The sequence below is a fragment of the Streptomyces sp. NPDC056222 genome (assembly GCF_042264065.1).
GTDB lineage: Bacteria > Actinomycetota > Actinomycetes > Streptomycetales > Streptomycetaceae > Streptomyces.
The window spans coordinates 1-24,756 of sequence record NZ_JBHJTL010000115.1 but is presented as its reverse complement, the minus strand read 5'-3'; the positions used below and the strand labels follow the sequence as shown (position 1 = coordinate 24,756).

28 protein-coding genes are annotated in these 24,756 nt (G+C 71.8%); 16 read left to right on the top strand and 12 right to left on the bottom strand.

Annotation, left to right across the window (positions count from 1 at the left end):
• Nucleotides 1–58: 58 nt before the first annotated feature.
• Both ACFC0D_RS34040 and ACFC0D_RS34035 read right to left on the bottom strand, forming a co-directional pair.
• Nucleotides 59–466, bottom strand: a complete 408-nt coding sequence (locus ACFC0D_RS34040) for an ATP-binding protein (protein ID WP_376444620.1) — start codon at nt 464–466, stop codon at nt 59–61.
• Nucleotides 467–748: 282 nt separating this feature from the next.
• Nucleotides 749–1,684, bottom strand: coding sequence for a hypothetical protein (locus ACFC0D_RS34035; RefSeq protein ID WP_376444617.1), 936 nt, complete (start codon nt 1,682–1,684; stop codon nt 749–751).
• 38 nt (nt 1,685–1,722) lie between these two features.
• Between ACFC0D_RS34035 and dapE the strand changes: the two genes are divergently transcribed.
• Together dapE and ACFC0D_RS34025 are read left to right on the top strand one after the other, a co-directional pair.
• The gene (gene dapE, locus ACFC0D_RS34030; protein WP_376444614.1) at nt 1,723–2,805 is read left to right on the top strand and encodes a succinyl-diaminopimelate desuccinylase; all 1,083 of its coding nucleotides are present in this window, start codon (nt 1,723–1,725) and stop codon (nt 2,803–2,805) included.
• An 84-nt stretch (nt 2,806–2,889) separates the two neighbouring features.
• Nucleotides 2,890–3,639 (top strand): TIGR00730 family Rossman fold protein, encoded by a 750-nt coding sequence (locus tag ACFC0D_RS34025; protein ID WP_376444611.1) that lies wholly within the window; start codon nt 2,890–2,892, stop codon nt 3,637–3,639.
• 32 nt (nt 3,640–3,671) lie between these two features.
• Here ACFC0D_RS34025 and folP read toward each other — a convergent pair whose 3' ends face one another.
• Nucleotides 3,672–4,532 (bottom strand): dihydropteroate synthase, encoded by an 861-nt coding sequence (gene folP, locus ACFC0D_RS34020; RefSeq protein WP_376444608.1) that lies wholly within the window; start codon nt 4,530–4,532, stop codon nt 3,672–3,674.
• A gap of 104 nt (nt 4,533–4,636) precedes the next feature.
• Here folP and ACFC0D_RS34015 point away from each other — a divergent pair, with 104 nt between their 5' ends.
• Together ACFC0D_RS34015 and ACFC0D_RS34010 are read left to right on the top strand one after the other, a co-directional pair.
• On the top strand, nt 4,637–4,975 hold the full coding sequence (locus ACFC0D_RS34015; protein ID WP_376444605.1) for a hypothetical protein: 339 nt from the start codon (nt 4,637–4,639) through the stop codon (nt 4,973–4,975).
• Nucleotides 4,972–5,556: a DNA-3-methyladenine glycosylase I gene (locus ACFC0D_RS34010; RefSeq protein WP_376444602.1), complete on the top strand. Its 585-nt coding sequence runs from the start codon at nt 4,972–4,974 to the stop codon at nt 5,554–5,556. Before ACFC0D_RS34015 ends, ACFC0D_RS34010 begins: the two co-directional genes overlap by 4 nt.
• 24 nt (nt 5,557–5,580) lie before the next feature.
• Here the strand turns inward: ACFC0D_RS34010 and ACFC0D_RS34005 are convergent, their stop codons facing one another.
• Nucleotides 5,581–6,384: an enoyl-CoA hydratase/isomerase family protein gene (locus tag ACFC0D_RS34005; protein WP_376444600.1), complete on the bottom strand. Its 804-nt coding sequence runs from the start codon at nt 6,382–6,384 to the stop codon at nt 5,581–5,583.
• Nucleotides 6,385–6,748: 364 nt separating this feature from the next.
• Here ACFC0D_RS34005 and ACFC0D_RS34000 point away from each other — a divergent pair, with 364 nt between their 5' ends.
• On the top strand, nt 6,749–6,916 hold the full coding sequence (locus ACFC0D_RS34000; RefSeq protein ID WP_006346801.1) for a DUF3117 domain-containing protein: 168 nt from the start codon (nt 6,749–6,751) through the stop codon (nt 6,914–6,916).
• Between the two features lie 104 nt (nt 6,917–7,020).
• Here the strand turns inward: ACFC0D_RS34000 and ACFC0D_RS33995 are convergent, their stop codons facing one another.
• Nucleotides 7,021–7,686: an O-methyltransferase gene (locus tag ACFC0D_RS33995; RefSeq protein ID WP_376444622.1), complete on the bottom strand. Its 666-nt coding sequence runs from the start codon at nt 7,684–7,686 to the stop codon at nt 7,021–7,023.
• A 141-nt stretch (nt 7,687–7,827) separates the two neighbouring features.
• Here ACFC0D_RS33995 and sigE point away from each other — a divergent pair, with 141 nt between their 5' ends.
• From sigE to ACFC0D_RS33970, 5 genes are all read left to right on the top strand, one after another.
• The gene (gene sigE / locus ACFC0D_RS33990) at nt 7,828–8,586 is read left to right on the top strand and encodes an RNA polymerase sigma factor SigE (RefSeq protein WP_329116361.1); all 759 of its coding nucleotides are present in this window, start codon (nt 7,828–7,830) and stop codon (nt 8,584–8,586) included.
• Nucleotides 8,583–9,548 carry an anti-sigma factor family protein gene (locus ACFC0D_RS33985; protein WP_376444595.1) on the top strand — a complete coding sequence of 322 codons (966 nt, stop codon included), beginning with the start codon at nt 8,583–8,585 and terminating at the stop codon, nt 9,546–9,548. The genes sigE and ACFC0D_RS33985 overlap by 4 nt, the downstream gene beginning before the upstream one ends.
• Nucleotides 9,549–9,625: 77 nt before the next feature.
• Entirely contained in the window at nt 9,626–11,461 is a 1,836-nt protein-coding gene (locus tag ACFC0D_RS33980; protein WP_376444592.1) for a trypsin-like peptidase domain-containing protein, read from the top strand.
• Between the two features lie 91 nt (nt 11,462–11,552).
• Complete coding sequence (locus ACFC0D_RS33975) at nt 11,553–11,993, top strand: sec-independent translocase (protein WP_376444589.1); 441 nt, start codon at nt 11,553–11,555, stop codon at nt 11,991–11,993.
• A 93-nt stretch (nt 11,994–12,086) separates the two neighbouring features.
• Nucleotides 12,087–12,713 carry a hypothetical protein gene (locus ACFC0D_RS33970; RefSeq protein WP_376444586.1) on the top strand — a complete coding sequence of 209 codons (627 nt, stop codon included), beginning with the start codon at nt 12,087–12,089 and terminating at the stop codon, nt 12,711–12,713.
• Nucleotides 12,714–12,798: 85 nt separating this feature from the next.
• Here ACFC0D_RS33970 and ACFC0D_RS33965 read toward each other — a convergent pair whose 3' ends face one another.
• Genes ACFC0D_RS33965 through ACFC0D_RS33955 form a run of 3 tightly spaced genes read right to left on the bottom strand, consistent with a single transcriptional unit; the run spans nt 12,799 to nt 15,833 of the window.
• Nucleotides 12,799–13,932, bottom strand: coding sequence for an Mrp/NBP35 family ATP-binding protein (locus tag ACFC0D_RS33965; protein WP_376444582.1), 1,134 nt, complete (start codon nt 13,930–13,932; stop codon nt 12,799–12,801).
• 43 nt (nt 13,933–13,975) lie between these two features.
• Complete coding sequence (locus tag ACFC0D_RS33960) at nt 13,976–14,569, bottom strand: DUF1003 domain-containing protein (protein WP_376444579.1); 594 nt, start codon at nt 14,567–14,569, stop codon at nt 13,976–13,978.
• Nucleotides 14,559–15,833 (bottom strand): magnesium transporter MgtE N-terminal domain-containing protein, encoded by a 1,275-nt coding sequence (locus ACFC0D_RS33955; RefSeq protein ID WP_376444576.1) that lies wholly within the window; start codon nt 15,831–15,833, stop codon nt 14,559–14,561. Before ACFC0D_RS33955 ends, ACFC0D_RS33960 begins: the two co-directional genes overlap by 11 nt.
• A 185-nt stretch (nt 15,834–16,018) precedes the next feature.
• Between ACFC0D_RS33955 and ACFC0D_RS33950 the strand changes: the two genes are divergently transcribed.
• Entirely contained in the window at nt 16,019–16,822 is an 804-nt protein-coding gene (locus ACFC0D_RS33950) for a hypothetical protein (RefSeq protein ID WP_376444573.1), read from the top strand.
• A 36-nt stretch (nt 16,823–16,858) separates the two neighbouring features.
• Here the strand turns inward: ACFC0D_RS33950 and ACFC0D_RS33945 are convergent, their stop codons facing one another.
• The gene (locus ACFC0D_RS33945) at nt 16,859–17,368 is read right to left on the bottom strand and encodes a hypothetical protein (RefSeq protein WP_376444570.1); all 510 of its coding nucleotides are present in this window, start codon (nt 17,366–17,368) and stop codon (nt 16,859–16,861) included.
• Between the two features lie 36 nt (nt 17,369–17,404).
• The gene (locus ACFC0D_RS33940) at nt 17,405–18,544 is read right to left on the bottom strand and encodes a magnesium and cobalt transport protein CorA (RefSeq protein WP_376444568.1); all 1,140 of its coding nucleotides are present in this window, start codon (nt 18,542–18,544) and stop codon (nt 17,405–17,407) included.
• A gap of 412 nt (nt 18,545–18,956) precedes the next feature.
• On the opposite strand from ACFC0D_RS33940, the gene ACFC0D_RS33935 reads away from it, so the two are divergent.
• The 4 genes from ACFC0D_RS33935 to ACFC0D_RS33920 all read left to right on the top strand — a co-directional run bounded on the left by ACFC0D_RS33935 (nt 18,957) and on the right by ACFC0D_RS33920 (nt 22,389).
• Nucleotides 18,957–19,541: a suppressor of fused domain protein gene (locus ACFC0D_RS33935; protein ID WP_376444565.1), complete on the top strand. Its 585-nt coding sequence runs from the start codon at nt 18,957–18,959 to the stop codon at nt 19,539–19,541.
• 165 nt (nt 19,542–19,706) lie between these two features.
• Nucleotides 19,707–20,345 carry a DUF6758 family protein gene (locus tag ACFC0D_RS33930; protein ID WP_376444562.1) on the top strand — a complete coding sequence of 213 codons (639 nt, stop codon included), beginning with the start codon at nt 19,707–19,709 and terminating at the stop codon, nt 20,343–20,345.
• 105 nt (nt 20,346–20,450) lie between these two features.
• A complete protein-coding gene (locus ACFC0D_RS33925; protein ID WP_329116337.1) occupies nt 20,451–21,311 on the top strand; it encodes a PHP domain-containing protein in 861 nt (286 codons plus the stop codon).
• A gap of 472 nt (nt 21,312–21,783) precedes the next feature.
• On the top strand, nt 21,784–22,389 hold the full coding sequence (locus tag ACFC0D_RS33920) for a MarC family protein (protein WP_376444558.1): 606 nt from the start codon (nt 21,784–21,786) through the stop codon (nt 22,387–22,389).
• A gap of 97 nt (nt 22,390–22,486) precedes the next feature.
• Here the strand turns inward: ACFC0D_RS33920 and ACFC0D_RS33915 are convergent, their stop codons facing one another.
• A complete protein-coding gene (locus tag ACFC0D_RS33915; protein WP_318103221.1) occupies nt 22,487–22,639 on the bottom strand; it encodes a hypothetical protein in 153 nt (50 codons plus the stop codon).
• A 182-nt stretch (nt 22,640–22,821) separates the two neighbouring features.
• On the opposite strand from ACFC0D_RS33915, the gene ACFC0D_RS33910 reads away from it, so the two are divergent.
• Nucleotides 22,822–23,748 carry an NYN domain-containing protein gene (locus ACFC0D_RS33910; RefSeq protein ID WP_376444555.1) on the top strand — a complete coding sequence of 309 codons (927 nt, stop codon included), beginning with the start codon at nt 22,822–22,824 and terminating at the stop codon, nt 23,746–23,748.
• A 21-nt stretch (nt 23,749–23,769) separates the two neighbouring features.
• On the opposite strand, the gene ACFC0D_RS33905 is transcribed toward ACFC0D_RS33910, so the two are convergent.
• Nucleotides 23,770–24,630, bottom strand: coding sequence for an alpha/beta fold hydrolase (locus ACFC0D_RS33905; RefSeq protein ID WP_376444552.1), 861 nt, complete (start codon nt 24,628–24,630; stop codon nt 23,770–23,772).
• Between the last annotated feature and the right edge of the window lie 126 nt (nt 24,631–24,756).

Below are 24,756 nucleotides of genomic sequence, written 5' to 3'. Positions count from 1 at the left end.
GGGGAGCGTGATGCTCCCCGGGCCCTCTCCCGTACCGGTGCCGGAGAACCGGACGGGGTCAGCCGCCGAGCGGCAGGCCGCCCAGCGACGGCACGCCGCCGGTCGGCAGGTTCTGGCCGAGGCCGTCCGCCGACGGGGCGTGCTCGGAGACGCCGCCGGCGGTGTCGCCGAGGGCCTCGCCCGCGTTGCCCGCGGTGTCGCCCGCGACCTTCTGCGCGGTCGGGACGGCCTTGCCGACGGCCTCGCCGCCGGTGTCGCCGACCACGCCGGTGGCGGTCTGCGAGGCGCCGTCGACGGCGTTGCCGACACCGGCGCCGTCCAGGCTGGAGATACCGGAGAGGGCTCCGGTGGGCGCGATGCTGTGGTCCAGGGCGCTCGCGGACCCGGCCGCACCGACCACGGGGGCTGCTCCGGCCGCCACGAGAAGTGCGGCGCGGGCGATCCGACGGGTCAGGGGGAGGGACATGGTGCTCCTTCGACGGAGAGGACGTTCTGACTCCGTGACAACCGAGGCGAGGGAGGGAGGTTTCGGAGGTCGAAGGTAAAGGCTGCGCAATGCATCGCATTATCAGCTGGGAGGAAAGCGGACGAACGCGTCCCGGGATCCCCCGCCTGCTGAACCGTCACTTCCCTTGTCCGGCAAGGGAATGGGCGCGAGGGAGTTCGGTGCGGGGCGGCGAGCGGCCCGGCACTCGGCGAATAGCTCGGTCGGGTGACTTCCCGTACGGGTGCCCGGTGGGGCGTTCGGCTACTTCGCGAGCCGCATGCGAACCGTGCCGCCGCTGTCGCCGTCGTCCGTCTTCATCCACGCCCCCGAGGCGTTGTCCGCGCGCCAGACCTTGCCCGCGTACGCGACCTCCGCGATCCGCAGGTCGTCCGCCCGCGCCACCGCCCAGTGGGCGAGCTCCCAGCCCCGCTGTGCGTCCGTGCCCGTGGTCGCGAGGACGGGCACGGAGAGCACGGCGGGAGCCTCGCCGACGTTCGCCCCGGAGCGTCCCGCGCTGCCCGCGCCGCCGGCCGTCGCCTTCGGGGCGGCCTTCTCGCCGAAGGCCCGCACCAGCTCCGTACGCACCTTCGCCGGATCCGCCGGTTGCCCGTTCTTCGCCGGGCTCGTCGTGCAGTTCAGGGACGCGGCCGAGCGGCCGGTGAGCGCCGCCGAAAGCAGCGCCGCGTCCGGCTCGTGCTTCGCGTACGCCTGGGGGAAACCGCTGCGCTGCACCTTCTGCGCCGCCACGGTCAGCGGGAGCCGCGAATAGCCCGGAACCTTCGCGAGACCTTCGTAGAACTTCCCCGAGGAGTACACCGGATCCATGATCTGCTCCGGTGTTCCCCAGCCCATGGACGGGCGCTGCTGGAACAGGCCGAGCGAATCCCGGTCGCCGTGCTGGATGTTGCGCAGCGCGGACTCCTGGAGCGCCGTCGCCAGCGCGATCGTGACCGCGCGCTCCGGCATCCGGCGGGTGGTGCCCACGGCGGAGATGGTGGCGGCGTTCGACGCCTGCTCCGGGGAGAACTCGTACGAGTTCTCGCCACTGCCCACGGTGCAGCCCGGAGCGCCCTTGGGGCCCGTGACCTGGTGCACGGCCAGATAGGCGGCCAGACCGAGGAGCACGGCGAACGCGGCCGTGAACCTGGCAGGACGGCCTTTTCGGGTGCTGCGGGAGGGACGGATGGACTCGGACACGGGGCCAACCGTACTGGAGGCCGGGTTAGGGTCGGCACATGGCTGACAATGCTCCCCTCGACCTCACGCTGGACGGTCCGGCGCTCACCGCCGCGCTCGTCGACTTCCCCTCCGTCAGCGGGACAGAGAAGCCGCTCGCCGACGCGATCGAGCAGGCCCTGCGTGCCCTGCCGCACCTCGCCGTCGACCGGTACGGCAACAACGTCGTGGCCCGCACCCGGCTCGGCCACGCCGAGCGGGTCATTCTGGCCGGCCACATCGACACCGTCCCGATCGCGGGCAACGTGCCCTCGCGCCTCGACGAGAACGGCATCCTGTGGGGCTGCGGCACCACCGACATGAAGTCGGGCGTCGCCGTCCAGCTCCGGATCGCCGCCACCGTCCCCGAGCCCAACCGCGACCTCACGTTCGTCTTCTACGACAACGAGGAGGTCGCCGCCCACCTCAACGGTCTCGGGAAGGTCGCCGAGGCGCACCCCGACTGGCTGGAGGGCGACTTCGCGATCCTCCTGGAGGGCTCGAACGCCGAGGTCGAGGGCGGCTGCCAGGGCACCCTCCGGGTCTTTCTGCGTACGGAAGGCGAGCGCGCCCACTCCGCGCGCTCCTGGATGGGCTCCAACGCCATCCACGCGGCGGCCCCGATCCTGGCCCGCCTCGCCGCGTACGAGCCCCGCAAGCCGGTCATCGACGGCCTGGAGTACCACGAGGGCCTCAACGCCGTACGGATCGAGGGCGGCGTCGCCAACAACGTGATCCCCGACGCCTGCACGGTTGTCGTCAACTACCGCTACGCCCCCGACCTCACCCAGGCCGAGGCCGAGGCACACGTCCGCGAGGTCTTCGCGGACTGCGGGGTCGCCGAGTTCGTGATCGACGACCACAGCGGCGGCGCCCTGCCGGGCCTTTCGCACCCGGCCGCGGCCGAGTTCATGAAGGCGGTCGGCGGCGCCGCGCTGCCCAAGTTCGGCTGGACCGACGTGGCCCGCTTCAGCGCGCTCGGCGTCCCCGCGGTCAACTACGGCCCCGGTGACCCGATCTACGCCCACAAGGTCGACGAGCACGTCGTCGTGGACCGGATCGTCCAGTGCGAGGACCGGCTCCGCGACTGGCTCACTGCCTGACAGACGTAATTTCGCTTTTTGTCACGTCTGTGGACCTACCCTGACCGAACCAGAAGATCAGTGGATCGGTGGAGGGAGCAGGCCATGGGTATCCCCGAGGGAGCGCAGAAGCCGGACGAGCAGCGGCAGGGACCGGTGCTCAGGCGCCGCGAGCAGGTCCAGCCGGGCACCACGGATCAGCGTCTGCTGGACACCGAGGGCGACTCGGAATGGGTGCACACCGACCCCTGGCGGGTCATGCGCATCCAGTCCGAGTTCGTCGAGGGCTTCGGCGCGCTCGCCGAACTGCCGAGCGCGATCAGCGTCTTCGGCTCGGCCCGTACGAAGCCCGACTCGCCCGAGTACGAGGCCGGTGTGCGGCTCGGCCGCGCGCTGGTCGACGCGGGCTTCGCGGTGATCACGGGCGGCGGCCCGGGCGCCATGGAGGCGGCGAACAAGGGCGCGCGGGAGGCCAAGGGCATCTCGGTGGGCCTGGGCATCGAGCTCCCCTTCGAGCAGGGGCTCAACCCGCACGTCGACATCGGCGTGAACTTCCGCTACTTCTTCGTCCGCAAGACGATGTTCGTGAAGTACGCGCAGGGCTTCGTGGTCCTCCCGGGCGGCCTCGGCACCCTGGACGAGCTCTTCGAGGCGCTCACCCTGGTCCAGACGCGCAAGGTGACCCGCTTCCCGATCGTCCTCTTCGGTACGGAGTACTGGAAGGGCCTCGTCGACTGGCTCCGCGACTCGGTCGTCGCGGGCGGCAAGGCCTCGGAGCGGGACCTGCTGCTCTTCCACGTGACGGACGACGTGGACGAGGCGGTCGCCCTGGTGACGAAGGAGACGGGCCGCTAGGCGCCGTGCGCGGGGCGCCCGGCGCCCCGCGCCTACGCCAGCCCCCGCCGGGCGACAGCGGGGGCGCGGTGCCCCGCGATGGTCGCCACCATGTCCAGGACCTGCCGCGTCTCGGCGACCTCGTGCACCCGGTACACCTGCGCGCCCAGCCACGCCGACACCGCCGTCGTCGCCAACGTGCCCAGCACCCGCTCCTTCACCGGCCGGTCCAGCGTCTCGCCCACGAAGTCCTTGTTGGACAGGGAGACCAGCACCGGCCACCCCGTCTCCGTCATCTCACCGAGCCGCCGGGTCGCCTCCAGGCTGTGGCGGGTGTTCTTCCCGAAGTCGTGCCCCGGGTCGATCATGATCCCGTCCCGTCGTACGCCCAGCTCGACCGCCCGCTCCGCGAGCCCCACGGTCACCCGCAGGATGTCGGCCATCACGTCCTCGTACTCGATCCGGTGCGGCCGGGTCCGCGGCTCCGCGCCGCCCGCGTGGGTGCAGACGAGCCCCGCGCCGTACCGGGCGGCGACCTCCGCGAGCCGCGGGTCCACCCCGCCCCACGCGTCGTTGAGGACATCGGCGCCGGCCTCGCAGACCGCCTCGCCGACATCGGCCCGCCAGGTGTCGACGCTGATGACGACGTCCGGATGCCGACGCCGTACCTCGGCGACGAAGCCGACCGTGCGGCGCGCCTCCTCCTCCGCCGTGACCTCCTCGCCGGGGCCCGCCTTCACCCCGCCGATGTCGATGATGGCGGCGCCCTCGGCGACCGCCTGCTCCACGCGGGCGAGGGCCGGCTCGTCGCGGAAGGTGGCGCCCTGGTCGTAGAAGGAATCGGGGGTCCGGTTGACGATCGCCATGATCACCGGCTCGTGCGGCCCGAATTCACGCCGTCCCAAGCGCAGCATCCCTTTTGTCCTCCCTCGCGTCCGTTCGCCTGCGACCCTAACTGTCGGTGGCGCATGGCACGATCGGCGGTGGGACGTTTTCCACTCCGGGGAGAGGCGCGCTGGTGTTCTGGTTCTTGCTGATCGCGATGGTCGTGGTCGTCGCTGCGGTCACCCTGGCGGTGGTCGGCGGCGGCGACAGCGAGGTGCTGCCCGAGGTGGCACCGGAGCAGCTGGTCGACCCCCTGCCGGCGAGCCGGCCGGTCGACCGCGCCGACATCGAGGCGCTCCGGCTGCCGGTGACCGCGCGGGGCTACCGCATGGCGGACGTGGACGACGTCCTGGGCCGCCTGGGCGCCGAGCTCGCCGAGCGGGACGCGCGGATCGCGGAGCTGCAGGCGGCGCTGGCCGGCGGGCACGGCGGGGCGGGCCCCTCGCTGCGGAAGGACGACGAGGACCGGTGAGCGGCGAGGCGATCCCCGGCCCCGACGGCCGACCGCGCTGCCCCTGGGGCCTGTCGACCGAGGACTACGTGGCGTACCACGACGAGGAGTGGGGACGCCCGGTCCACGGCGACGACGCGCTGTTCGAGCGGCTGTGCCTGGAGGCGTTCCAGTCGGGTCTCTCCTGGATCACGATCCTGCGCCGCCGTGAGGGCTTCCGGCGGGCCTTCGCCGACTTCAAGATCGCGTCGGTGGCGGAGTTCGGCGAGGCGGACCGCGAGCGGCTCCTCGTGGACGAGGGCATCATCCGGAACCGGGCGAAGATCGACGCGACGCTGGCGAACGCGAAGACGCTGGCGACCTGGTCTCCCGGCGAACTCGACGCCCTGATCTGGTCGTACGCCCCGGATCGGGCGACCCGGCCGGCCCCGCTGACCCTCGCCGACGTCCCGGCCGTGACGGACGAGTCGACGGCCCTGGCCAAGGCCCTGAAGAAGCGCGGGCTGCGGTTCATCGGCCCGACGACGGCGTACGCCCTGATGCAGGCCTGCGGCCTCGTCGACGACCACCTGAAGGGGTGCGTGGCCCGGGGCGGCCGCTGACGACGACCCGGGCCACGCCCGGTGTCACCGGCCCACGTACCGCGGCTTCTCCTTCGCCAGGAACGCCCGGACCGCGATCGTGTGGTCCTCCGACGCGCCCGCCGCCGTCTGGAGCTCGTCCTCCTTCTCCAGCGCCTCCGTGAGCGAGTGGTCCGCCCCGTACGCCAGCGACGCCTTCAGCGCCGCGTACGCCACGGTCGGGCCCTCGGCCAGGGCGCGGGCGACCTTCAGGGCCTCCTGCGCGAGGTCGGCGGCCGGGACCAGCTTGTTCACGATGCCGAGCTCGTACGCCTCCTGGGCGCTGATCGAGCGCGGGAAGAGCAGCAGGTCCGAGGCGCGGCTCGCGCCGATCAGCCGGGGCAGCGTCCACGACATGCCGGAGTCGGCGGTGAGCGCGACACCCGCGAAGGAGGTGTTGAACGCGGCGGTGTCGGCGACGACCCGGTAGTCCGCCGCCAGCGCGAAGCCGAAGCCGGCCCCCGCCGCGACCCCGTTGACGCCCGCCACCACGGGCTTCTTCATGCCGGTCAGCGCCGTGACGATCGGGTTGTAGTGGTCCCGGACGGTGTTCATCGTGTGCTGCGTCCCGGACTCCTTGTCCGACATCAGCAGACCTACGTGCTCCTTCAGGTCCTGGCCCACGCAGAACGCCCGGTCGCCCGCCGCCGTCAGCAGCACGGCTCGTACGGCGGTGTCCGCCGCGGCAGCCTCCGCCGCGTCCCGCAGGGCGACCTTCGCCTCGACGTTCATCGCGTTCATGGCCTCGGGCCGGTTGAGCGTGATCGTGGCGAGTCCGTCGCTCACTTCGTACAGAACGGTGTCGGCCATCGGGGCTTCCCTTCGCGTCTTTTGCGTCCTGACCTCCCCCAGACTTCGTCCGGGGGGACCCCCACCCCCGGACGTCGTCCTGGGGACCCCCAGGATGTCGGAGATCACGCACCCCGCACATGTGAGCTGCGTCAAAGACCGAGGGGGGAGGAGCGGTGGGGCGGCGGCGAAGTATCGCAGGCTGATCGCCGAAAAGGGCGGTTTTGCGGAAGCGCGTTGCTGAAGCGATGCAACCTGATGTTGGTCATCGGGTCCTGTGATGCGGGATAATGACCTGGAAGCAATGTGTTCGATGCCGGTGACGTGTGCTCCCGATCAGGGGCCGTCGGCTGACGAAGAGCTGGTTTCAGGAAGGGGAACAAGCATGGCGGCCATGAAGCCGCGGACGGGCGACGGCCCGCTCGAGGTGACCAAGGAGGGGCGGGGCATTGTCATGCGCGTTCCGCTCGAAGGCGGCGGTCGGCTTGTCGTCGAGCTGACCCCGGACGAGGCCGAAGCACTCGGCGACGCCCTGAAGCAGGTAGTCGGCTGACGCGACAAGCCAGGATTGTCCGCTCCTGCCCCGGCACGGTACCCACCGCGCCGGGGCAGGAGTGTGTCGGGGGCAGGTCGCGCGTTCGGCGGCCCTGAGGAGCCTCAGCCCCGTCGCACCGCGCACAGGAGGCCGTCGCCGACCGGCAGCAGGGACGGCAGCAGCTCCTGGCTCTCGCGGACCGCACGCAGCAGCTCGCGCACCCGCAGCACCTCCGCCGGCTGAGCCGCGGAGTCGACCGTACGGCCGTCCGCGAAGACTCCCTCGAAGCAGACCAAACCCCCGGGTCGCAGCAGGCGCAACGATTCAGCGAGGTAGTCCAGGCACTCCAGCCGGTCGCCGTCGCAGAAGACGAGGTCGTACCCGCCGTCCGCGAGTCGCGGCAGGACGTCCAGTGCCCGGCCCGGGATGAAACGCGCCCGGTTCCCGGCGAAGCCCGCCGCCCGGAAGGCCGTCTTCGCGAACTGCTGACGCTCCGGCTCCAGGTCCACGGTCGTCAGGACCCCGTCCGGCCGCATTCCGTGCAGCAGATAGATCCCGGACACCCCCGTGCCCGTACCGATTTCGGCCACCGCTTTCGCGCCCGCCGTGGCCGCCAGCAGGCGCAGAGCGGCGCCGGTGCCCGGAGACACCGAGGGCAGCCCTGCCTCCCGGGCCCGGTCACGGGCCCAGTGCAGCGCTTCGTCCTCGGCGACAAAGGCGTCGGCGAACGCCCAGCTCGTCTGCCGGTTGGCGGTAATGGCCCTCTCCTGTCCCCGTAGTTGGCGCAACGGTGACTGTATCCGCTGCACGCGGGAACCCGCAGATGGGACCGCGCGTTCTGAGGAGGCGGGAGCGATACGGAGCGCCGGCCCACCCGGCCCCCAAATTCGCGTAAAGATTCTTATCCGGAGCTAACGGGCGAGGTGGCTATGGTAGGGGCTCCACTGGACACCACCAGAGCCGACAGGGGAGGTGCGGCTGCGCCTGTGGATCGGGGAGGAGTGCTTCGGCGTCTTCTCAGGTCGGCGGGTGAGCCGAAATCCGTGACCGACACCGCTGACCGAATCCACACCGCCGACTCCGCTCCCACCACCGCGACCTTCGCATCGGATGCGGAATCGCAGGCGTGGACTCCGCCCACCTGGGAGGAGATCGTCAGCACGCACAGTGGCCGGGTCTATCGCCTCGCCTACCGGCTGACCGGCAACCAGCACGACGCCGAGGACCTCACGCAGGAGGTCTTCGTCCGCGTCTTCCGCTCGCTGTCGACGTACACGCCGGGCACCTTCGAGGGCTGGCTGCACCGCATCACCACCAACCTCTTCCTCGACATGGTCCGCCGCAAGCAGCGGATCCGTTTCGACGCGCTCGCCGACGACGCGGCCGAGCGGCTGCCCAGCCGCGAGCCCTCGCCGCAGCAGGCGTTCAACGACACGCACTTCGACGCCGACGTCCAGCAGGCTCTCGACACCCTCGCGCCCGAGTTCCGGGCCGCGGTCGTCCTCTGCGACATCGAAGGACTCTCGTACGAGGAGATCGCCGCAACGCTCGGCGTGAAGCTCGGCACGGTCCGCAGCCGGATCCACCGCGGGCGCTCCCACCTGCGCAAGGCGCTGAAGCACCGTTCCCCCGAGGCTCGGGCGGAGCGCGCGCTGGCCGCCGTCGGCTGGGAGGGCGGTACGGCGTGAACACACGTCCTGCCGGACCGACCCCCGCGGAGCAGCACCTCGGGGACCGGCTCGCGGCGCTGGTCGACGGGGAGCTCGGCCACGACGCCCGCGAGCGGGTCCTCGCGCACCTCGCGACCTGTCCCAAATGCAAGGCGGAGGCCGACGCCCAGCGCACGCTGAAGAGCGTCTTCGCCTCCTCCGCACCCCCTCCGCCCTCGGAGGGCCTTCTCGCCCGTCTCCAGGGGCTGCCCGGGGGCCCCGGTGACCCGGGGGGCGACGACCGTCGCGGGGGACCCTTCGACGAACTCTTCGGCCTGGGCGGATCCGGTGGGTCCGGCGGCGCCGGCGGGGTGAAGTCCGACGGCTTCGCCACGGCCGTCGTCTCCCCGCACTCCGGCTTCCGTATCCACGCGGTCGGCCGTCCCGACCAGGACCGTTCGCCCTGGCGCGGACGGCGGTTCGGCATCGCGGCGGCCAGCGCGGTCTCGTTCGCGGCCATCGCGCTCGGCGGCGCCCTGCCGCTGGAGTCCTCGGTGAACGTCGGCGCGCGCGGCGAGGGCACGGGCAACACCGTGACCCCGCTGCGGGCAGCCGCGTCGGGCGGTGGCACCGGCTCGAACTCGGGCAACGGCGCGGGTACGAACATGGGCGCGGCCACGGGTCGCGGCGGACGCTCGGGAGAGCGGTCCGTCACGGACTCGTCGACCGGCCCGGTCGGCACGCCCCTGTCGACGCCCGGGGTCGTGGCGCCCGGACCCCTGGTTCCCGGTGAGGCGACCCCCGCGGTGACCGGCCGGTTCCAGGACCAGGCTCCGCCGTCGCTGCTGGCCCTCTCGCCGTTCATACGGCCGACGGGACCGGCGCTGCACCTGGCGTTCACGTCCGGGCTCAACACGCTCGGCGGCCCGACCGTCAACCCGGCCCCGACCACGTCGGCGGCCTCCGGCTCGTCGACGATCCCGCTCACCTCCCAACGCTGACCCGGGACCTGGTTGAATCCAGGTCACGAGTGCCCGACGCAGGCGGGCGCGGTCAGGCCAGCTGTTGCGGGGAGAGCATGAACGACGGGAAGCCCACCGGCCAGAAGCCGAAGTGGTGGAGCCGGCCCACGACGCCGTCGGCCGGGGGTCACCCCGGGGGCGGTGCCGGGGAGATACCGGAGCCGCCGGCCGCGGACGAGGGGGACTTCACGCTCGCCGCACCCGCGGCAACGGAGCCCCCCACGGCCCCCGAGCCGCCCGCCGACGGGGTGCCCGCGCCGAACCAGGTGCCGGACCAGGAGCAGGTCGCTGTCTCGGACCAGGTCCCGGTCCCGGGCCACGAGCAGGGCGCCGTCCCGGGCCAGGCCGTGGCCCCGGAGCACGGCGCTGACCAGGTCCCGTCCCCCGCTCCTGGGCCCGTCCCGGTCCTTGCCACGGTCCCGGAGTCCGGGTCGGAGACGGTTCCGGAGCCAGGCGCCGCGCCGCAGCCGCTTCACGAGCCCGACGAGTACCGGACCCCGCCCTACGGCGGGCCCGGCCCCTGGGCGCCCGCCCCGCCCGTGCAGCGGCCGGTGGCGACTCCGGCCCAGGGGGTCCCCGTACCTCCGCAGCCCGTACCCCAGCACGCCCCGCACACGGCGCCCCATCCGGCACCCGCACCGCAGCCGATGCCGCAGCAGGCCGCGCCGACGCCCCAGCAGCCCGCGCAGTGGGTGCAGTACGACCCCTGGGGCGCCCCCGGGGCCGCAGTCACCCCGCTCGTCCCGCTGACCATCGGCGCGGAGCCGCCCGCCAAGCGGCGCCGCTCCCGGCGCGGGCTCGCGCTCACGGGCGCACTGGTCTTCGCCATGATCACGGGCGTTCTCGGCGGCGCGGTCGGCGCCTATGTCGAGCGCAACGGCGGCATCAGCACGATCGAGCTGCCCCAGGCCGGCCCCGAGGACTCCGGCCGTGCCCCCGACAGCGTCGCCGGGATCGCCGCCAGTGCCCTGCCCAGCGTGGTCACCCTCCACGTCAGCGGCGGTGGCGCCTCGGGCACCGGTACCGGCTTCGTCCTGGACACCCAGGGCCACATCCTGACCAACAACCACGTCGTCGACGCGGCCTCCTCCTCCGGGGACATCTCGGTCACCTTCAGCAGCGGTGAGACCGCGAGCGCCAAGCTGGTCGGAAAGGACAGCGGCTACGACCTCGCCGTCGTCAAGGTCACCGGAGTCTCGGGGCTCAAGCCACTGCCGCTGGGCAACTCGGACAACGTGCGGGTCGGCGACCCGGTCGTCGCCATCGGCGCCCCCTTCGACCTCCAGAACACCGTCACCTCCGGCATCATCAGCGCCAAGGAGCGGCCCATCACGGCCGGCGGCGAGAAGGGCGACGGCAGCGACGTCAGCTATGTCGACGCCCTCCAGACCGACGCGCCGATAAACCCGGGCAATTCGGGCGGCCCGCTGGTCGACTCCAAGGCCCGGGTCATCGGGATCAACAGCGCCATCCGCGCCGCCGGAGGCGGCGAGGGCGGCGAGAGCGGCCAGTCCGGCTCCATCGGCCTGGGCTTCGCCATCCCGATCAACCAGGGCAAGCGGGTCGCCGAGGAGCTGATCAATACAGGAAAGGCCACCCACCCCGTCATCGGTGTGAGCCTCGACATGCAGTTCAACGGCGACGGCGCCCGCGTCGGCGAGAAGGGCAAGGACGGCTCCGCCGCCGTCACCCCCGGCGGCCCGGCCGCCAAGGCCGGCATCCGCCCCGGCGACGTGATCACCAAGGTCGACGGCCAGCGGGTCCACAGCGGCGAGGAGTTGATCGTCAAGATCCGCGCCCACCGCCCGGGGGACCGGCTGGAGCTGACGCTGCTCCGCGGCGGCAAGGAGCAGACCAAGACGTTGACGCTCGGTTCCTCCCAGGGCGACTGAGCGCCATGTGGGAGACACCGCAAGGTACCCGCCCGGCAGCTTCGGCGGGTACCGTGGAGCGGGCCCCGAACCCCGTGTAAGGAGCAGCAAGGTGTTCAACGACCTAGGCATACTCGAGCTCGTGACGCTCGTGGTCCTCGCTGTGCTCGTTTTCGGCCCGGACAAGCTGCCGAAGGTCATCCAGGACGTCTCGCGCTTCATCCGAAAGATTCGCGAATTCTCGGAGAGCGCGAAGGCCGACATCCGCACCGAGCTGGGGCCCGAGTTCAAGGACTTCGAGTTCGAGGACCTCAACCCGAAGACGTTCCTGCGCAAGCAGCTCGACGGCAACGAGGACTTCAAGGAGCTGAAGGAGCTGCGCAGCAGCTTCGACCTCAAGAAGGAGATGAACGAGGTCGCCGACGCGGTGCACGGCCGCGAGACGGAGACCCCGTCCGTTCCGGCCGCCGTCAACGGTTCACCGGACCTGTTGAAGAAGCAGGACAAGCCGGGCACCGGTGAGCGGCCGCCGTACGACTCCGACGCGACCTGACCACCTGGGCTGACACCACCGGGCACACACCGGTGGCTATCCTCCATCTGTTGTCCGCCGACGCGGGCACAACGGATCGAGGAGGCGGCCGAGATGGAGACGACGAGTCGGGTGGAGGGAGTGCCCGCTGCCCGGCGCACGGTCGAAGGCTTTCTGCGCGCACCCTTCACCTGGTACGGACTTGACGAGGCGTTCACGGGGCCGCGCTGGCTGATGCAGGTCGGCACGGCGGCGGACGGGACCGTCCAGCACGGGTCGATGGGCCACGGGGACGAGCCGTCCATAAAGTCCGACGCGAGCGTGGAAGAGAAGGAGCGCTTCGCGGTCGTCGTGACGGTCGCGGCGAACCCGGTGCGGCGCTCCGCCGACGGTACGGGGGTCCTGGACGCCACCACGGTCGCCTCGGCCGCGTGGCTGGCCGGCTCGGGGCTCCTCGCGTACACCTGGCCGGCGCAGCTGGACCACGCGCTGCGGAACGACTGGCTGGACCAGCAGACGGAGACGGCCTTCGAGCTGGCGGACGACCTGACGGGACCGGAGTGGTCGACGCTGTCGCTGCCGGTGGACGGGGTGCCGGTGCCGTTCCACTACCGGGAGTCGGAGTTCGGGTGGGTGCTGGCCGGGTCTGCGGGTGAGGTGCACATCGGGGCCTACGGCAGGGGCATGAGCGCCTACGGGCTGGGGTTCTCGGGGGTCGAGGACCTGAACGCGTACGCGTAGGCGCGAGGAGCGCAGACACGACGAAGGGGCACCCCGACCGGGGTGCCCCTTCGTCGCTGCGCGGGCCCGTGCGGGCCGACGCGCTCTAGAACTTGTTGCGCGGGGTGATGCCCAGGCTCATTCCCGACAAGCCCCTGGCGCGACCGCCGAGCTTGCCGGCGATGGCGCGCAGGGCCGCGCCCGCGGGGGAGTCCGGGTCGGTCAGGACGACCGGCTTGCCCTCGTCGCCGCCTTCGCGCAGGCGGACGTCGATCGGGATGGACCCGAGGACCGGGACCGTCGCGCCCGTGGTCTTGGTCAGGCCGTCCGCGACCTTCTGGCCGCCGCCCGTGCCGAAGACGTCGACCATCTCGTCGCAGTGCGGGCACGGCAGGCCCGCCATGTTCTCGACGACACCGACGATCTTCTGATGGGTCTGGACGGCGATCGAGCCGGCCCGCTCGGCGACCTCGGCCGCCGCCTGCTGCGGGGTCGTCACGACGAGGATCTCGGCGTTCGGCACCAGCTGCGCCACCGAGATCGCGATGTCGCCCGTGCCCGGGGGCAGGTCGAGCAGCAGCACGTCCAGGTCGCCCCAGTACACGTCCGCGAGGAACTGCTGGAGGGCACGGTGGAGCATCGGGCCGCGCCAGACGACCGGGGCGTTGCCCGGGGTGAACATGCCGATGGAGATGACCTTCACGCCGTTCGCGGACGGCGGCATGATCATGTTCTCGACCTGGGTCGGACGGCCGTCCGCGCCCAGCATCCGGGGCACCGAGTGGCCGTAGATGTCGGCGTCGACGACGCCGACCTTCAGGCCGTCGGCGGCCATCGCCGCCGCGAGGTTCACGGTCACGGACGACTTGCCGACGCCGCCCTTGCCGGAGGCGACCGCGTACACGCGGGTCAGCGAGCCGGGCTTGGCGAACGGGACCTCACGTTCGGCCGTCGTGCCGCGCAGCGCCGCGGCCAGCTCCTTGCGCTGTTCGTCGCTCATCACGTCGAGCGTCACGTCGACGCCGGAGACGCCCTCGACCCGGGAGACCGCGTCGGTCACGCGCTGGGTGATCGTGTCGCGCATCGGGCAGCCGGAGACGGTGAGATAGACCGTGACGGCGACCCTGCCGTCGGATCCGATCTCCACCGATTTGACCATGCCGAGCTCGGTGATCGGTTTGTTGATCTCGGGGTCGTTCACCGTCGCCAGTGCTTCGCGCACCGCGTCTTCCGTAGCCATACCGACGATGGTACGGCGCGGACCACCGGCCCCGGAAAGCCCGTCAGCGGTCGGGTACGTCACTTCGGTGATCGCCGCCCGGAGGGAATAGATCCCGATGGCCGTCCCGGCGCTCCTCCATCTCCTTGATCAGGTCCTGAAGCTCCGAGCGGATCCAGTCCCGGGTCGCCACCTCGCCGAGCCCCATCCGCAGTCCGGCGATCTCCCGCGTCAGGAACTCGGTGTCCGCGATCGACCGCTCGTTCTGCTTCCTGTCCTGCTCGAGATTGACCCGGTCCCGGTCGTCCTGCCGGTTCTGGGCGAGGAGGATCAGCGGGGCCGCGTACGAGGCCTGGAGCGACAGGACCAGCGTCAGGAAGATGAACGGGTACTCGTCGAACCTCAGCGGCGTCGGCGCGAAGATGTTCCACAGCACCCAGACGACGATCGTCAGGGTCATCCAGACGAGGAAGCGTCCGGTTCCCAGGAAGCGGGCGATCCGCTCCGAGAGCCGGCCGAAGGCCTCCGGGTCGTACTCCGGCAGCAGCCTGGACCGCCGCTCGCGCGGGAGATCGAGCCGGATCCGGGGCAGGGTCCGCTCCCGTTCCCGTTCCCGCTCCCGTTCTCTCTCCCGCTCCTGCGCGCGCTCAGCTCCCATGCGGGGCTCCCTCCCCGTGGAACTCCGTCTCCCGCCAGTCCTCCGGCAGCAGGTGGTCGAGTACGTCGTCGACGGTGACCGCGCCGAGCAGCGACCCGCTCTCGTCCACCACCGGCGCCGCGACCATGTTGTACGCGGCCAGGTAGCTGGTGACGGCGGGCAGCGGGGTGTCCGGGGCGAGCGGCGGCAGATCGCTGTCGACGAGCGAGCTGACGAGCGTGAACGGCGGGTCGCGCAGCAGCCGCTGGAAGTGCACCGTGCCCAGGTACTTGCCCGTCGGAGTCTCGTCCGGCGGCCGGCACACGTACACCTGGGCGGCGAGCGCGGGGGACAGGTCCTGCTGCCGTACGCGTGCCAGTGCGTCCGCGACCGTGGCGTCGGGCCGCAGCACGATCGGCTCGGTCGTCATCAGACCGCCCGCGGTCCGCTCCTCGTACGCCAGGAGCCGGCGCACGTCGGCGGCGTCGTCGGGCCGCATCAGCGTCAGCAGCCGTTCCTTGTCCTCCTCCGGCAGCTCGGAGAGCAGGTCGGCGGCGTCGTCCGGGTCCATCGCCTCCAGGACGTCGGCGGCGCGTTCCTCCTTCAGCTTGCCGAGGATCTCGACCTGGTCGTCCTCCGGCAGCTCCTCCAGGACGTCGGCGAGCCGGTCGTCGTCGAGGGCGGCGGCGACCTCGGCCCGCCGCTTGGGGGAGAGGTGGTGCAGCACGTTGGCCAGGTCTGCGGGGCGCAGCCGCTCGAAGGTGGCGACCAGGTTCTCGGCGCCCTGGCCCTCCTCCTCCAGCGAGAAGCCGGTGACGGCCGACCACTCCACGGTCAGCGTCTCGCCCTTGCGGCGCAGCGCGCCGGGCTTGCCGCGCCGTACGAAGACCTTGTCGATCTCCCAGTCGCGGCGGGCCGGCAGCTGCTGGATGGCCACGTCCAGGACGGTGACCTCCTCGTCCGTCTCCACGAGCCGCACCCGGCGGTCGAGGAGTTCGCCGAGGACGAGCCGTTCGGTGGGGCGCTGCTCGAAGCGGCGCATGTTGACCACGCCCGTGGTGATGACCTGGCCGGACTCGACGCCCGTGATCCGGGTCATGGGGACGAAGACCCGGCGGCGGCTGAGGACCTCGACGACCATGCCGAGCAGCCGGGGCGGCCGGCGGCCGCCCACCCGGAGCATGGCCACGAGGTCGCTGACGCGGCCGACCTGGTCGCCGTTGGGGTCGAACACGGGGACACCGGCGATGTGCGAGACGAAGACCCGGGGGGCGCCTGCCACCATGCCACGCGCCTCCTCGATGTCGCACGATTCGGGTCATTGCCGAGATATGCCGGGTTCAGGCTAGCCCGTGCCCTTCCGTGGCGCCCCGGAAGAGCGCCCGTACGGCTGCCTGCGGGGGAGACTCCCGTCCCGGGTACGCTGCGGTCTGCCGTCCCCCCACCGACGACATTCGAGAGGCAGCGCAGGTGACCGCACTCCCCACTGCATCGCGCATCCGCCGGGCCGTCCTGCCCGTGGCGCTCTGCGCCGGGCTCGTGGCGGGTCTCACCGCCTGCGCATCGGATCCGGACGAGGGGACGAACGGGGTCGGGAAGCTGGAGGCGACCGCCATCGAGCAGAAGGCGCAGTCGGCCGCCGATGCCGCGAAGGCGGTACGGCTGGCCGGGACCCTGGTCAGCAAGGGCGGCACGTACAAGCTGAACATGCGGCTCAAGCAGGACGGCGCGAGCGGTTCGGTGACGACGAAGAACAGCACGTTCGAGCTGCTGCGGATCGGCGAGGCGCTCTATCTGAAGGCCGACGCCGGCTTCTGGGCGCCCGGCGAGGGGGCGTCCGACGGCAAGGCGAACGGCGGCGCGGCGTCCGGAGGATCGGCGTCCGAGGAGCCGGACGAGTCGGACAGCGAGGCCGCCGACAAGCTCGACGACAAGTATGTGAAGGTGCCGCAGGACGACCCCTCGTACAAGCAGCTGCGCGGCTTCACCGACATGGATCTGCTGCTCGACGGGCTCATCGGGCTGCACGGCGACGTCGTCAAGGGCGACCGCGACAAGATCGGCGGCATCCGCACGGTCAAGGTCAAGGGCGGCGAGGACGGCGAGGGCGGCACGCTGGACGTCGCGCTGGAGGGGACTCCGTTCCCGCTCCAGTTCGCGCGCGGCGGCGGTGCGGGGGTGGTGGTGCTGTCCGAGTGGGACAAGGACTTCCCGCTGGAGGAGCCGTCGAAGGACCAGACCCTGGACTACGGCAAGCAGCTGCCGCGTACGTGAAGGGCCGGCCGTCGGACCGGTCGGGCCCGCGTCGGGTCAGCGCTTGCGGCGCTTCAGCAGCAGACGGGGAAGCGCCGCCGGAACCGGGCGCCGCGTCGTGGCCTCCGACGGCTGGGGAACCGCCGCCAGGGACCCGTCGGGAAGCTCCGTCGTGGAGTCCTGCGGAGTGAGCCGCAGCACGCGGCACTCGCGCGCCCACCGGTCCGGCATCGCCTCGCCGTCCGTCGCGTTCAGGCGCTTGCCCTTCAGCTCGGCGACCGCGGCGTCCCACTCCTCCGTGCCCGGAGCCAGTTCGGTCACCGCCGCCGTCCAGGCGACGATCCGGCCGCCCTTGTCCTTGCTGCGGACCGTGACCTCGGCCGTCGCGCCCGCGACGAGGCCGGGGAGCGGCTGCTCGCCCGGGCCGTCGCCCACGACGTGCGCCGCGCCCTCGTGCCAGACGTGCCACAGCGCCCGGGCCGCGGGGGCGTCGCCCCGGACCCAGATGAGGCCGGACTTCTTGGTGGCCTCCTCGACGAGGGCGAGGCCGAGCAGCGTGTCTGTCATGCCCCGCAGCCTATCCAGTGCCGGCCGGTGCGCCGCCTAGAGCCAGCCGTTGCGCTTCAGGGTGCGGTGGATGGCGAAGCAGGCCGCGGCGATGCCGACGAGCACCATCGGGTACCCGTACTTCCACTCCAGCTCGGGCATGTGCTCGAAGTTCATGCCGTACACGCCGCAGACCGCCGTCGGCACGGCGATGATGGCCGCCCAGGAGGTGATCTTGCGCATGTCCTCGTTCTGCGTGACGGTCGCCTGGGCCAGGTTGGCCTGGAGGATCGAGTTGAGGAGTTCGTCGAAGCCGACGACCTGCTCCTGGACGCGCGCGAGGTGGTCGGCGACATCACGGAAGTACTTCTGGATGTCGGGGTCGACCAGCCGCATCGGGCGCTCGCTCAGCAGCTGCATCGGGCGCAGCAGCGGGGTGACGGCCCGCTTGAACTCCAGTACCTCGCGCTTGAGCTGGTAGATCCGGCCGGTGTCGGTGCCGCGCGTGGAGCCCTTGGCCGGCGGGGAGAAGACGTCGATCTCGATCTGGTCGATGTCGAGCTCGACCGCGTCGGCGACCGCGATGTAGCCGTCGACGACATGGTCGGCGATGGCGTGGAGGACGGCCGAGGGGCCTTTGGCGAGCAGTTCGGGCTCGCCCTGGAGGCGGTGGCGCAGGTTGCGCAGGGAGCCCTGGCCGCCGTGCCGGACGGTGATGACGAAGTCGGGGCCGGTGAAGCACATCACCTCGCCGGTCTCGACGACCTCGCTGGTCGCGGTGAGCTCGGCGTGCTCGACGTAGTGGATCGTCTTGAAGACGGTGAAGAGGGTGTCGTCGTACCGCTCCAGCTTGGGTCGCTGGTGGGCGTGGACGGCGTCCTCGACGGCGAGCGGGTGGAGCCCGAACTCGGCGGCGATACCCGCGAATTCGGACTCGGTCGGCTCGTGCAGACCGATCCAGGCGAAGCCGCCGCTCTCCCGTACCTGGCGCATCGCGCCGCGGGGCGTCAGGCAGGCGCGGTCGTCGATGCGACGGCCGTCGCGGTAGACGGCGCAGTCGACGACGGCGCTGGAGGCGGAGGGGTCGCGGGTGGCGTCGTAGTTGGCGTACGGGGAGGCGAGGGTGGAGCCGCCCTTGCGCAGCGAGGGGCGCAGGGAGGGGCGGACCGCGGCACGGAGGTCACGGATCATCGACATTTGGCATGCTCCTTCACGGAGAAGCCGTCGGCGAGGCGTGGCACAGCCCGGAATGGGGACGTGGAGCTACGTCGTCCACAAAGCGGGCGGCACCGCGGGATCGCGGTGACGGCGTTCGCTACAGACAGGCAAAGGCGAAGTGCTCTTCCGTCGTGCGAGATGCCGGATGACGGGGCGGACCGGGTGCGGAAGGCCTCAGATCACCGGGAGGAACGCACCGGGCTCGGGTGCGGGGCGGAAGAGCGGTTGGTACTGCCCGATCGACTTCGATCCACGCAGCCCCACCTCCTCCAGCCGGTCCCCCTTGGGGGATGACGAGTAGTCGGGAGTCCCGACCAGCGGCCAAGACTATCAGCCGACAGAGGGTCAATCCCTTCCTTTGCCCGTTCCATACGCGCTTTATGCTCGCGTCATGGGAGAAGTTCTTGCTCTGGTCGAGGCCCGGCTACGTACGGCGCTCGGTGAACCGGACGCGCGGGCCGCGGTGACGTTCCTCGGTACGGATCGGATCGAGGTGCTCCGGTTCGTCGACGGCGATGTCGTGCGGTACGCCACCCTCGGCATGTCCGCGCACCCGATGACCGACCCGACGTCCGCGCTCGCCGACCCCGTGAAGGGCCCGCGCGCCGAGTTGGTGCTGTCGGTACGGGGCGGGCTCGCCGACACCGACAAGGTGCTGCGCCCGCTCGCCGTCCTCGCCTCGACACCGCAGGTCGAGGGCGTGGTGGTGGCCGCGGGGGCCTCGCTCGACGTGGGTGAACCCCTGTGGCCCGGGGCCCCGTTCAGCTCGGTCCTCGTCGCGGAGCCGGGTGGTCTGGTGGAGGACCTGGAGCTCGACGAGCCGATGGATCCGGTGCGGTTCCTGCCGCTGCTGCCGATGACGTCCAACGAGGCGGCGTGGAAGCGGGTCCACGGTGCGGACGCGCTCCAGGAGCGCTGGCTGACGAACGGCACGGATCTGCGGGATCCGCTGCGCAGGTCCGTGTCGCTGGATTGAGGCCGCGCCTCCCTCGTGTGGCGTGCGTCGGTGGTTGAGGCGTACACGGAATGGGCGGGACGAGCCGATGTGTGCAAACCGCATCTATTACTCGGGGTGAACTGGTCGGGCCGGACGGGTGATCGTCCTTGACGTGGACGCGGTGGGGTAGGACCGTTGGGCTCTATGAGGGGCGAACCCAGTTGCCCGAAGTGCGGTGGCCGGGTCAGGGCGCCCGGTCTTTTTGCCGACTCGTGGCAGTGCGACGTGCACGGCTCGGTGCACCCGCTGCAACCCGTGATCCCGCCCAGCGTCGAGGCCCTCGGTGTCGTGGTGCACCGGACCCAGGTGCCTGTGTGGATGCCGTGGCCCCTGCCCGTCGGATGGCTCTTCACCGGGGTCGCGTACGCAGGTGACGACCGCAGCGGAGGGCGCGCGACGGCCGTCGCCTGCTCCGGTCCCGGGCCGCTCGGCGGCATCGGTGAGCTGCTGCTCGTCGCGGAGGAGCTGGGCGTGGGACTCGGTGCGAGATACGCCGGGATCGACGGACCCGACCCCGGGCCCCACATGGCGATCGACAAGCCCGCCCAGACGAAGGTGCTCGCCGCCGGCCGTCCGACGCCGCTGTGGCACGTGAACGGCGCGCCGCAGGACCGTGCGGTCTTCGCGGGTGAGGCGCGCGGGCTGTGGCTGTGGGCGATCGTGTGGCCCGAGCAGTCCGGGCTGCTGATGTACGACGAGCTGGTGCTGACCGACCTCCGGGACGCGGGCGCGGAGGTCGAACTGCTGCCGTGCGGGGCGCTGACGCCGCGTCTGCTCACGTAGCGAGCCCCGCGGCTTCGGGTGGGGCGCGACGGGGCGGGGGTGTTCGATTCCCCCGTTATGCTGGAGCGTCCCCTTCGTCCGCCCCGAGCCCTGGAGTACCGCGTCGTGCGCATCGATCTGCACACCCACTCCACCGCCTCGGACGGCACGGACACCCCGGCCGAGCTGGTCCGCAACGCGGCGGCCGCCGGACTCGACGTCGTCGCCCTCACCGACCACGACACGACGCGTGGGTACGCCGAGGCGATCGCCGCGCTTCCCGAGGGGCTGACCCTCGTCACCGGAGCCGAACTGTCCTGCCGGGTCGACGGGGTCGGGCTGCACATGCTCGCCTACCTCTTCGACCCCGAGGAGCCCGAGCTGGCCGCCGAGCGTGAGCTGGTCAGGGACGACCGCGTGCCGCGCGCCCGGGCGATGGTCGGCAAGCTCCAGGAGCTCGGCGTCCCCGCCACGTGGGAGCAGGTCGCCCGGATCGCGGGGGACGGCTCGGTGGGCCGCCCGCACGTCGCGGAGGCGCTCGTCGAACTCGGCGTCGTACCGGACGTGTCCGGGGCCTTCACGCAGGAGTGGCTGGCGGACGGCGGACGGGCGTACGTGGAGAAGCACGAGCTCGACCCGTTCGACGCGATCCGACTCGTCAAGGCGGCCGGCGGCGTCACGGTCTTCGCGCACCCGCTCGCCGTCAAGCGCGGCGAGGTCGTGCCGGAGTCCGCGATCGCCCGACTCGCGGAGGCCGGTCTCGACGGCATCGAGGTCGACCACATGGACCACGACGAGGCGACGCGGGCGCGGCTGCGGGGGCTGGCGAAGGAGCTCGGGCTGCTGGCCACGGGCTCCAGCGACTACCACGGCAGCCGCAAGACGTGCCGCCTCGGGGACTTCACCACGGACCCCGAGATCTACGGCGAGATCACCCGCCGCGCCACGGGCGCCTTCCCGGTCCCGGGCACGGGCGGACCCGCGTAGTCCCTACCGGGACCGGCCACCGGAAAGGTCCCGCGCGGGCCCCGGGCGCTGCCCCGGAACCCCTGCGGGACCCGGACTCGGCTTCCTGGGGACCTGGCCCGGCCCGCTGCGGACTCGGCCTCCTGCGGACCCGGACTCGGGCCCGGCGGACTCGGCCTCGGCCCTGCCGGGGCCTGGCCCCGGACCTTGCGGGACCTGGACTCCGGCCCCGTGGAACCCGGACTCGCTCCGACCGGAGCCGTCATCGGGAGCCCCGCCGGGCACCGACTCGGCCCCTCGGCGGAGCCGTTTCCGGAGCCCGGCGGGTCCCGGTCGGTTCTCGGCGGTTGCCCCGGAGCGGGCATTCACCGTGCCGGGGCGGGTTCTCCCGCCCGGGACGCCGCCCACGTCGCCCCCACGTCGCCCGCCAAGGGCACCGCGCCCCCACAAGCGCGCCCCCATCCCTCGTACACCCCAAATCGCAAGGCTCACCGTGTTCGACGTCGCCGTCTTCGGCTCGCTCTTTCTGACCCTTTTTGTGATCATGGATCCCCCCGGGATCACCCCGATCTTCCTCGCCCTCACCTCCGGACGGCCCGCCAAGGTTCAGCGGCGGATGGCCTGGCAGGCCGTTGCCGTGGCCTTCGGGGTCATCACCGTGTTCGGGATCCTCGGGCAGCAGATCCTCGACTATCTCCATGTGTCCGTACCCGCGCTGATGATCGCCGGCGGTCTGCTCCTCCTGCTCATCGCGCTCGACCTGCTCACCGGCAAGACCGACGAGCCCAAGCAGACCAAGGACGTCAACGTCGCCCTCGTCCCCCTCGGGATGCCGCTGCTCGCCGGGCCCGGTGCGATCGTGTCGGTGATTCTCGCCGTGCAGCACGCCGACGGCACCGCCGCGCAGGTCTCGGTCTGGGCCGCCATCGTCGCCATGCACGTCGTGCTCTGGCTGACCATGCGCTACTCGCTGCTGATCATCCGCGTCATCAAGGACGGCGGCGTCGTGCTCGTCACCCGGCTCGCCGGCATGATGCTGTCGGCCATCGCCGTCCAGCAGATCATCAACGGCGTCACCCAGGTCATCCAGGGCTCCTAGGGAGCCCGGAGGTCGCCCCGCACGCCACTGCGCCCCCGTACGGATTCCGGTTCACGGAGTCCATGCGGGGGCGCGGTGCGTCTGAGCGGATGCCTTGTTATGAGGCCGTGGTGTCGGCCGGACGGATCCAGATGCGCTGGCCGATCGATGCGGCCTGCTGCACGATCCGGTTGACGGAGGCGGCGTCCACGACGGTTCGGTCGACGGGCGTGCCGTCGATGTCGTCCAGTCGCAGGATTTCGAAGCGCACAGGCTTCTCCCTTCGTCTGAGTTGATCCTCCTGGTGGAGAACTGCGATGCGAGTTACATAGCGTTCCAACGGGATGCATCCTGCAAACATTCCCTACGCTAAGGAAATTTTTCGGATGGCTAACTACTAAGCGGTAGGGGACGTTGGCGACGGGGCCGCGACCGGCGGAGAATGAGGCCCGTATGAACGACGCAGAGATACCTCAGACGACGCCCGGCGACCCGGTCCGCGACCTCGGAGCCCGCCTGGAGCGCACCAATGAGCTCCTCCAGCGGATGCTCGCCGAGGTGGCCAAGACACCCTCGACGCACGCCATCTTCGTCGACGCAGGTTACGTCTATGCTGCGGCCGGGTTGCTGGTCGCGGGCACCGAGGACCGCCGCTCCTTCGACCTCGACGCCGAGGGGCTGATCGAGGCCTTCATCGACAAGGCCCGCACGATCTTCGCCGACAGCCGGCTGCTGCGCGTCTACTGGTACGACGGCGCACGGCGCCGTATCCACACCCCCGAGCAGCAGTCGATCGCCGAGCTGCCCGACGTCAAGGTCCGCCTCGGCAACCTCAACGCCAACAACCAGCAGAAGGGCGTCGACTCCCTCATCCGCTCCGACCTGGAGTCCCTCGCCCGCCACCGCGCCATCAGCGACGCCGCCCTCGTCGGCGGCGACGAGGACCTCGTCTCGGCCGTCGAGGCGGCCCAGGGGTACGGGGCCCGCGTCCACCTCTGGGGCATCGAGGCCGCGGACGGACGCAACCAGGCCGAGCCGCTGCTCTGGGAGGTCGACAGCCAGCGCACGTTCGACCTCGACTTCTGTCGTCCCTACGTCACCCGACGCCCCGTCACGACGTACGAGAACGAGGGCGAGCCGCCGCCCTCGCGCGACGAGGTCCGCTTCGTCGGTGCCCAGATCGCCGCGACCTGGCTCGTCGAGCGCGGCCCCGACGCCCTGGCCGAGCTGCTGCCCGGGCATCCGTATCTGCCCGGACCGGTCGACCAGGATCTGCTCATCGAGGCGGAGAAGCTGCTCAGCCGCTCCCTGCGGGGCCACGCGGCGCTGCGCAGGGCGCTGCGGGACGGGTTCTGGCAGCACCTCCAGGCCCAGTTCTGACGGGCCGGACCGTCCAGTGCCCTAGGGGCAGCGCTCCCAGAACGCGGTCAGCCGGTCGGCCAGCTCCTGCGGATGGGACACGTTGGGGGAGTGGCCCGCACCCGCGACCACCGTGTGATGGGCCCCGGTACGCCGCGCCGCCTCCGCCAGGCTCGCCGTCGGCCAGACCATCTCCTCGTCCCCGTACGCGATGTGCAGCGGCACGGTGAGCTGCGCCAGCTGAGCCGTACCGTCCCTGTCGCGCCTCAACAGCCGTCCCGTGACGGACAGTTGGACGATCCGCGTGCGCATCCAGCGGCGCCGCAGGAAGCTCACGATCTCCGGCGGGTCGGTCACGCCCGGCTCCTCGCCCCGGCTGTCGAGCCAGCGCGTCGCCCGCCACACCCGCTCCTTGGGCAGCAGCGCGAGCGCCCCGCGCAGCAGCCGGACACGGACGCGCTGCGGCCGGGCGACCCGGCCGGGCCCCGACGAGAGCAGCGTCAGCGAACGGAACGCCTCCGGTGCCAGCCACACCGCGGACCTCGCCACCAGCCCGCCGAAGGAGTGCCCCAGCAGATGCACGGGCCCGTCGCCGAGCGCGAGGGCCTGGGAGACGGCGTCGAGGGCCAGCGCCCGCCGGCTGTACGCGGCGCGGTGCCGTGGCCCCGGGCTCTCGTGCTGGCCCCGGCCGTCGACCGCGACGGCGCGGTAGCCGGCGTCGCTCAGCGGCCCGAGCAGTGCGAGGAAGTCCTCCTTGCTGCCGGTGTAGCCGGGCAGCAGCAGCACCGAGCCGAGGGCCTTGCCCTCGGGTGCGGTGTCCAGGACGGCGAAGTCGCCGCGGGCCGTCACCAGCCGGTAGGCACGGGTGCGCGGCGGCGGCGCCAGGGACCGGGGCTTGCTCATAGAGGGACTGTAACCGCTGCTGGGAAGGGGTCGGACAGCACGGCGGCCCGGCCCCTGAGCAGGGACACGGCCGCCCGCTGCGGTGCGAAGACGCGGCAGCACACGGGCAGAGCGGCCGCGGCCATC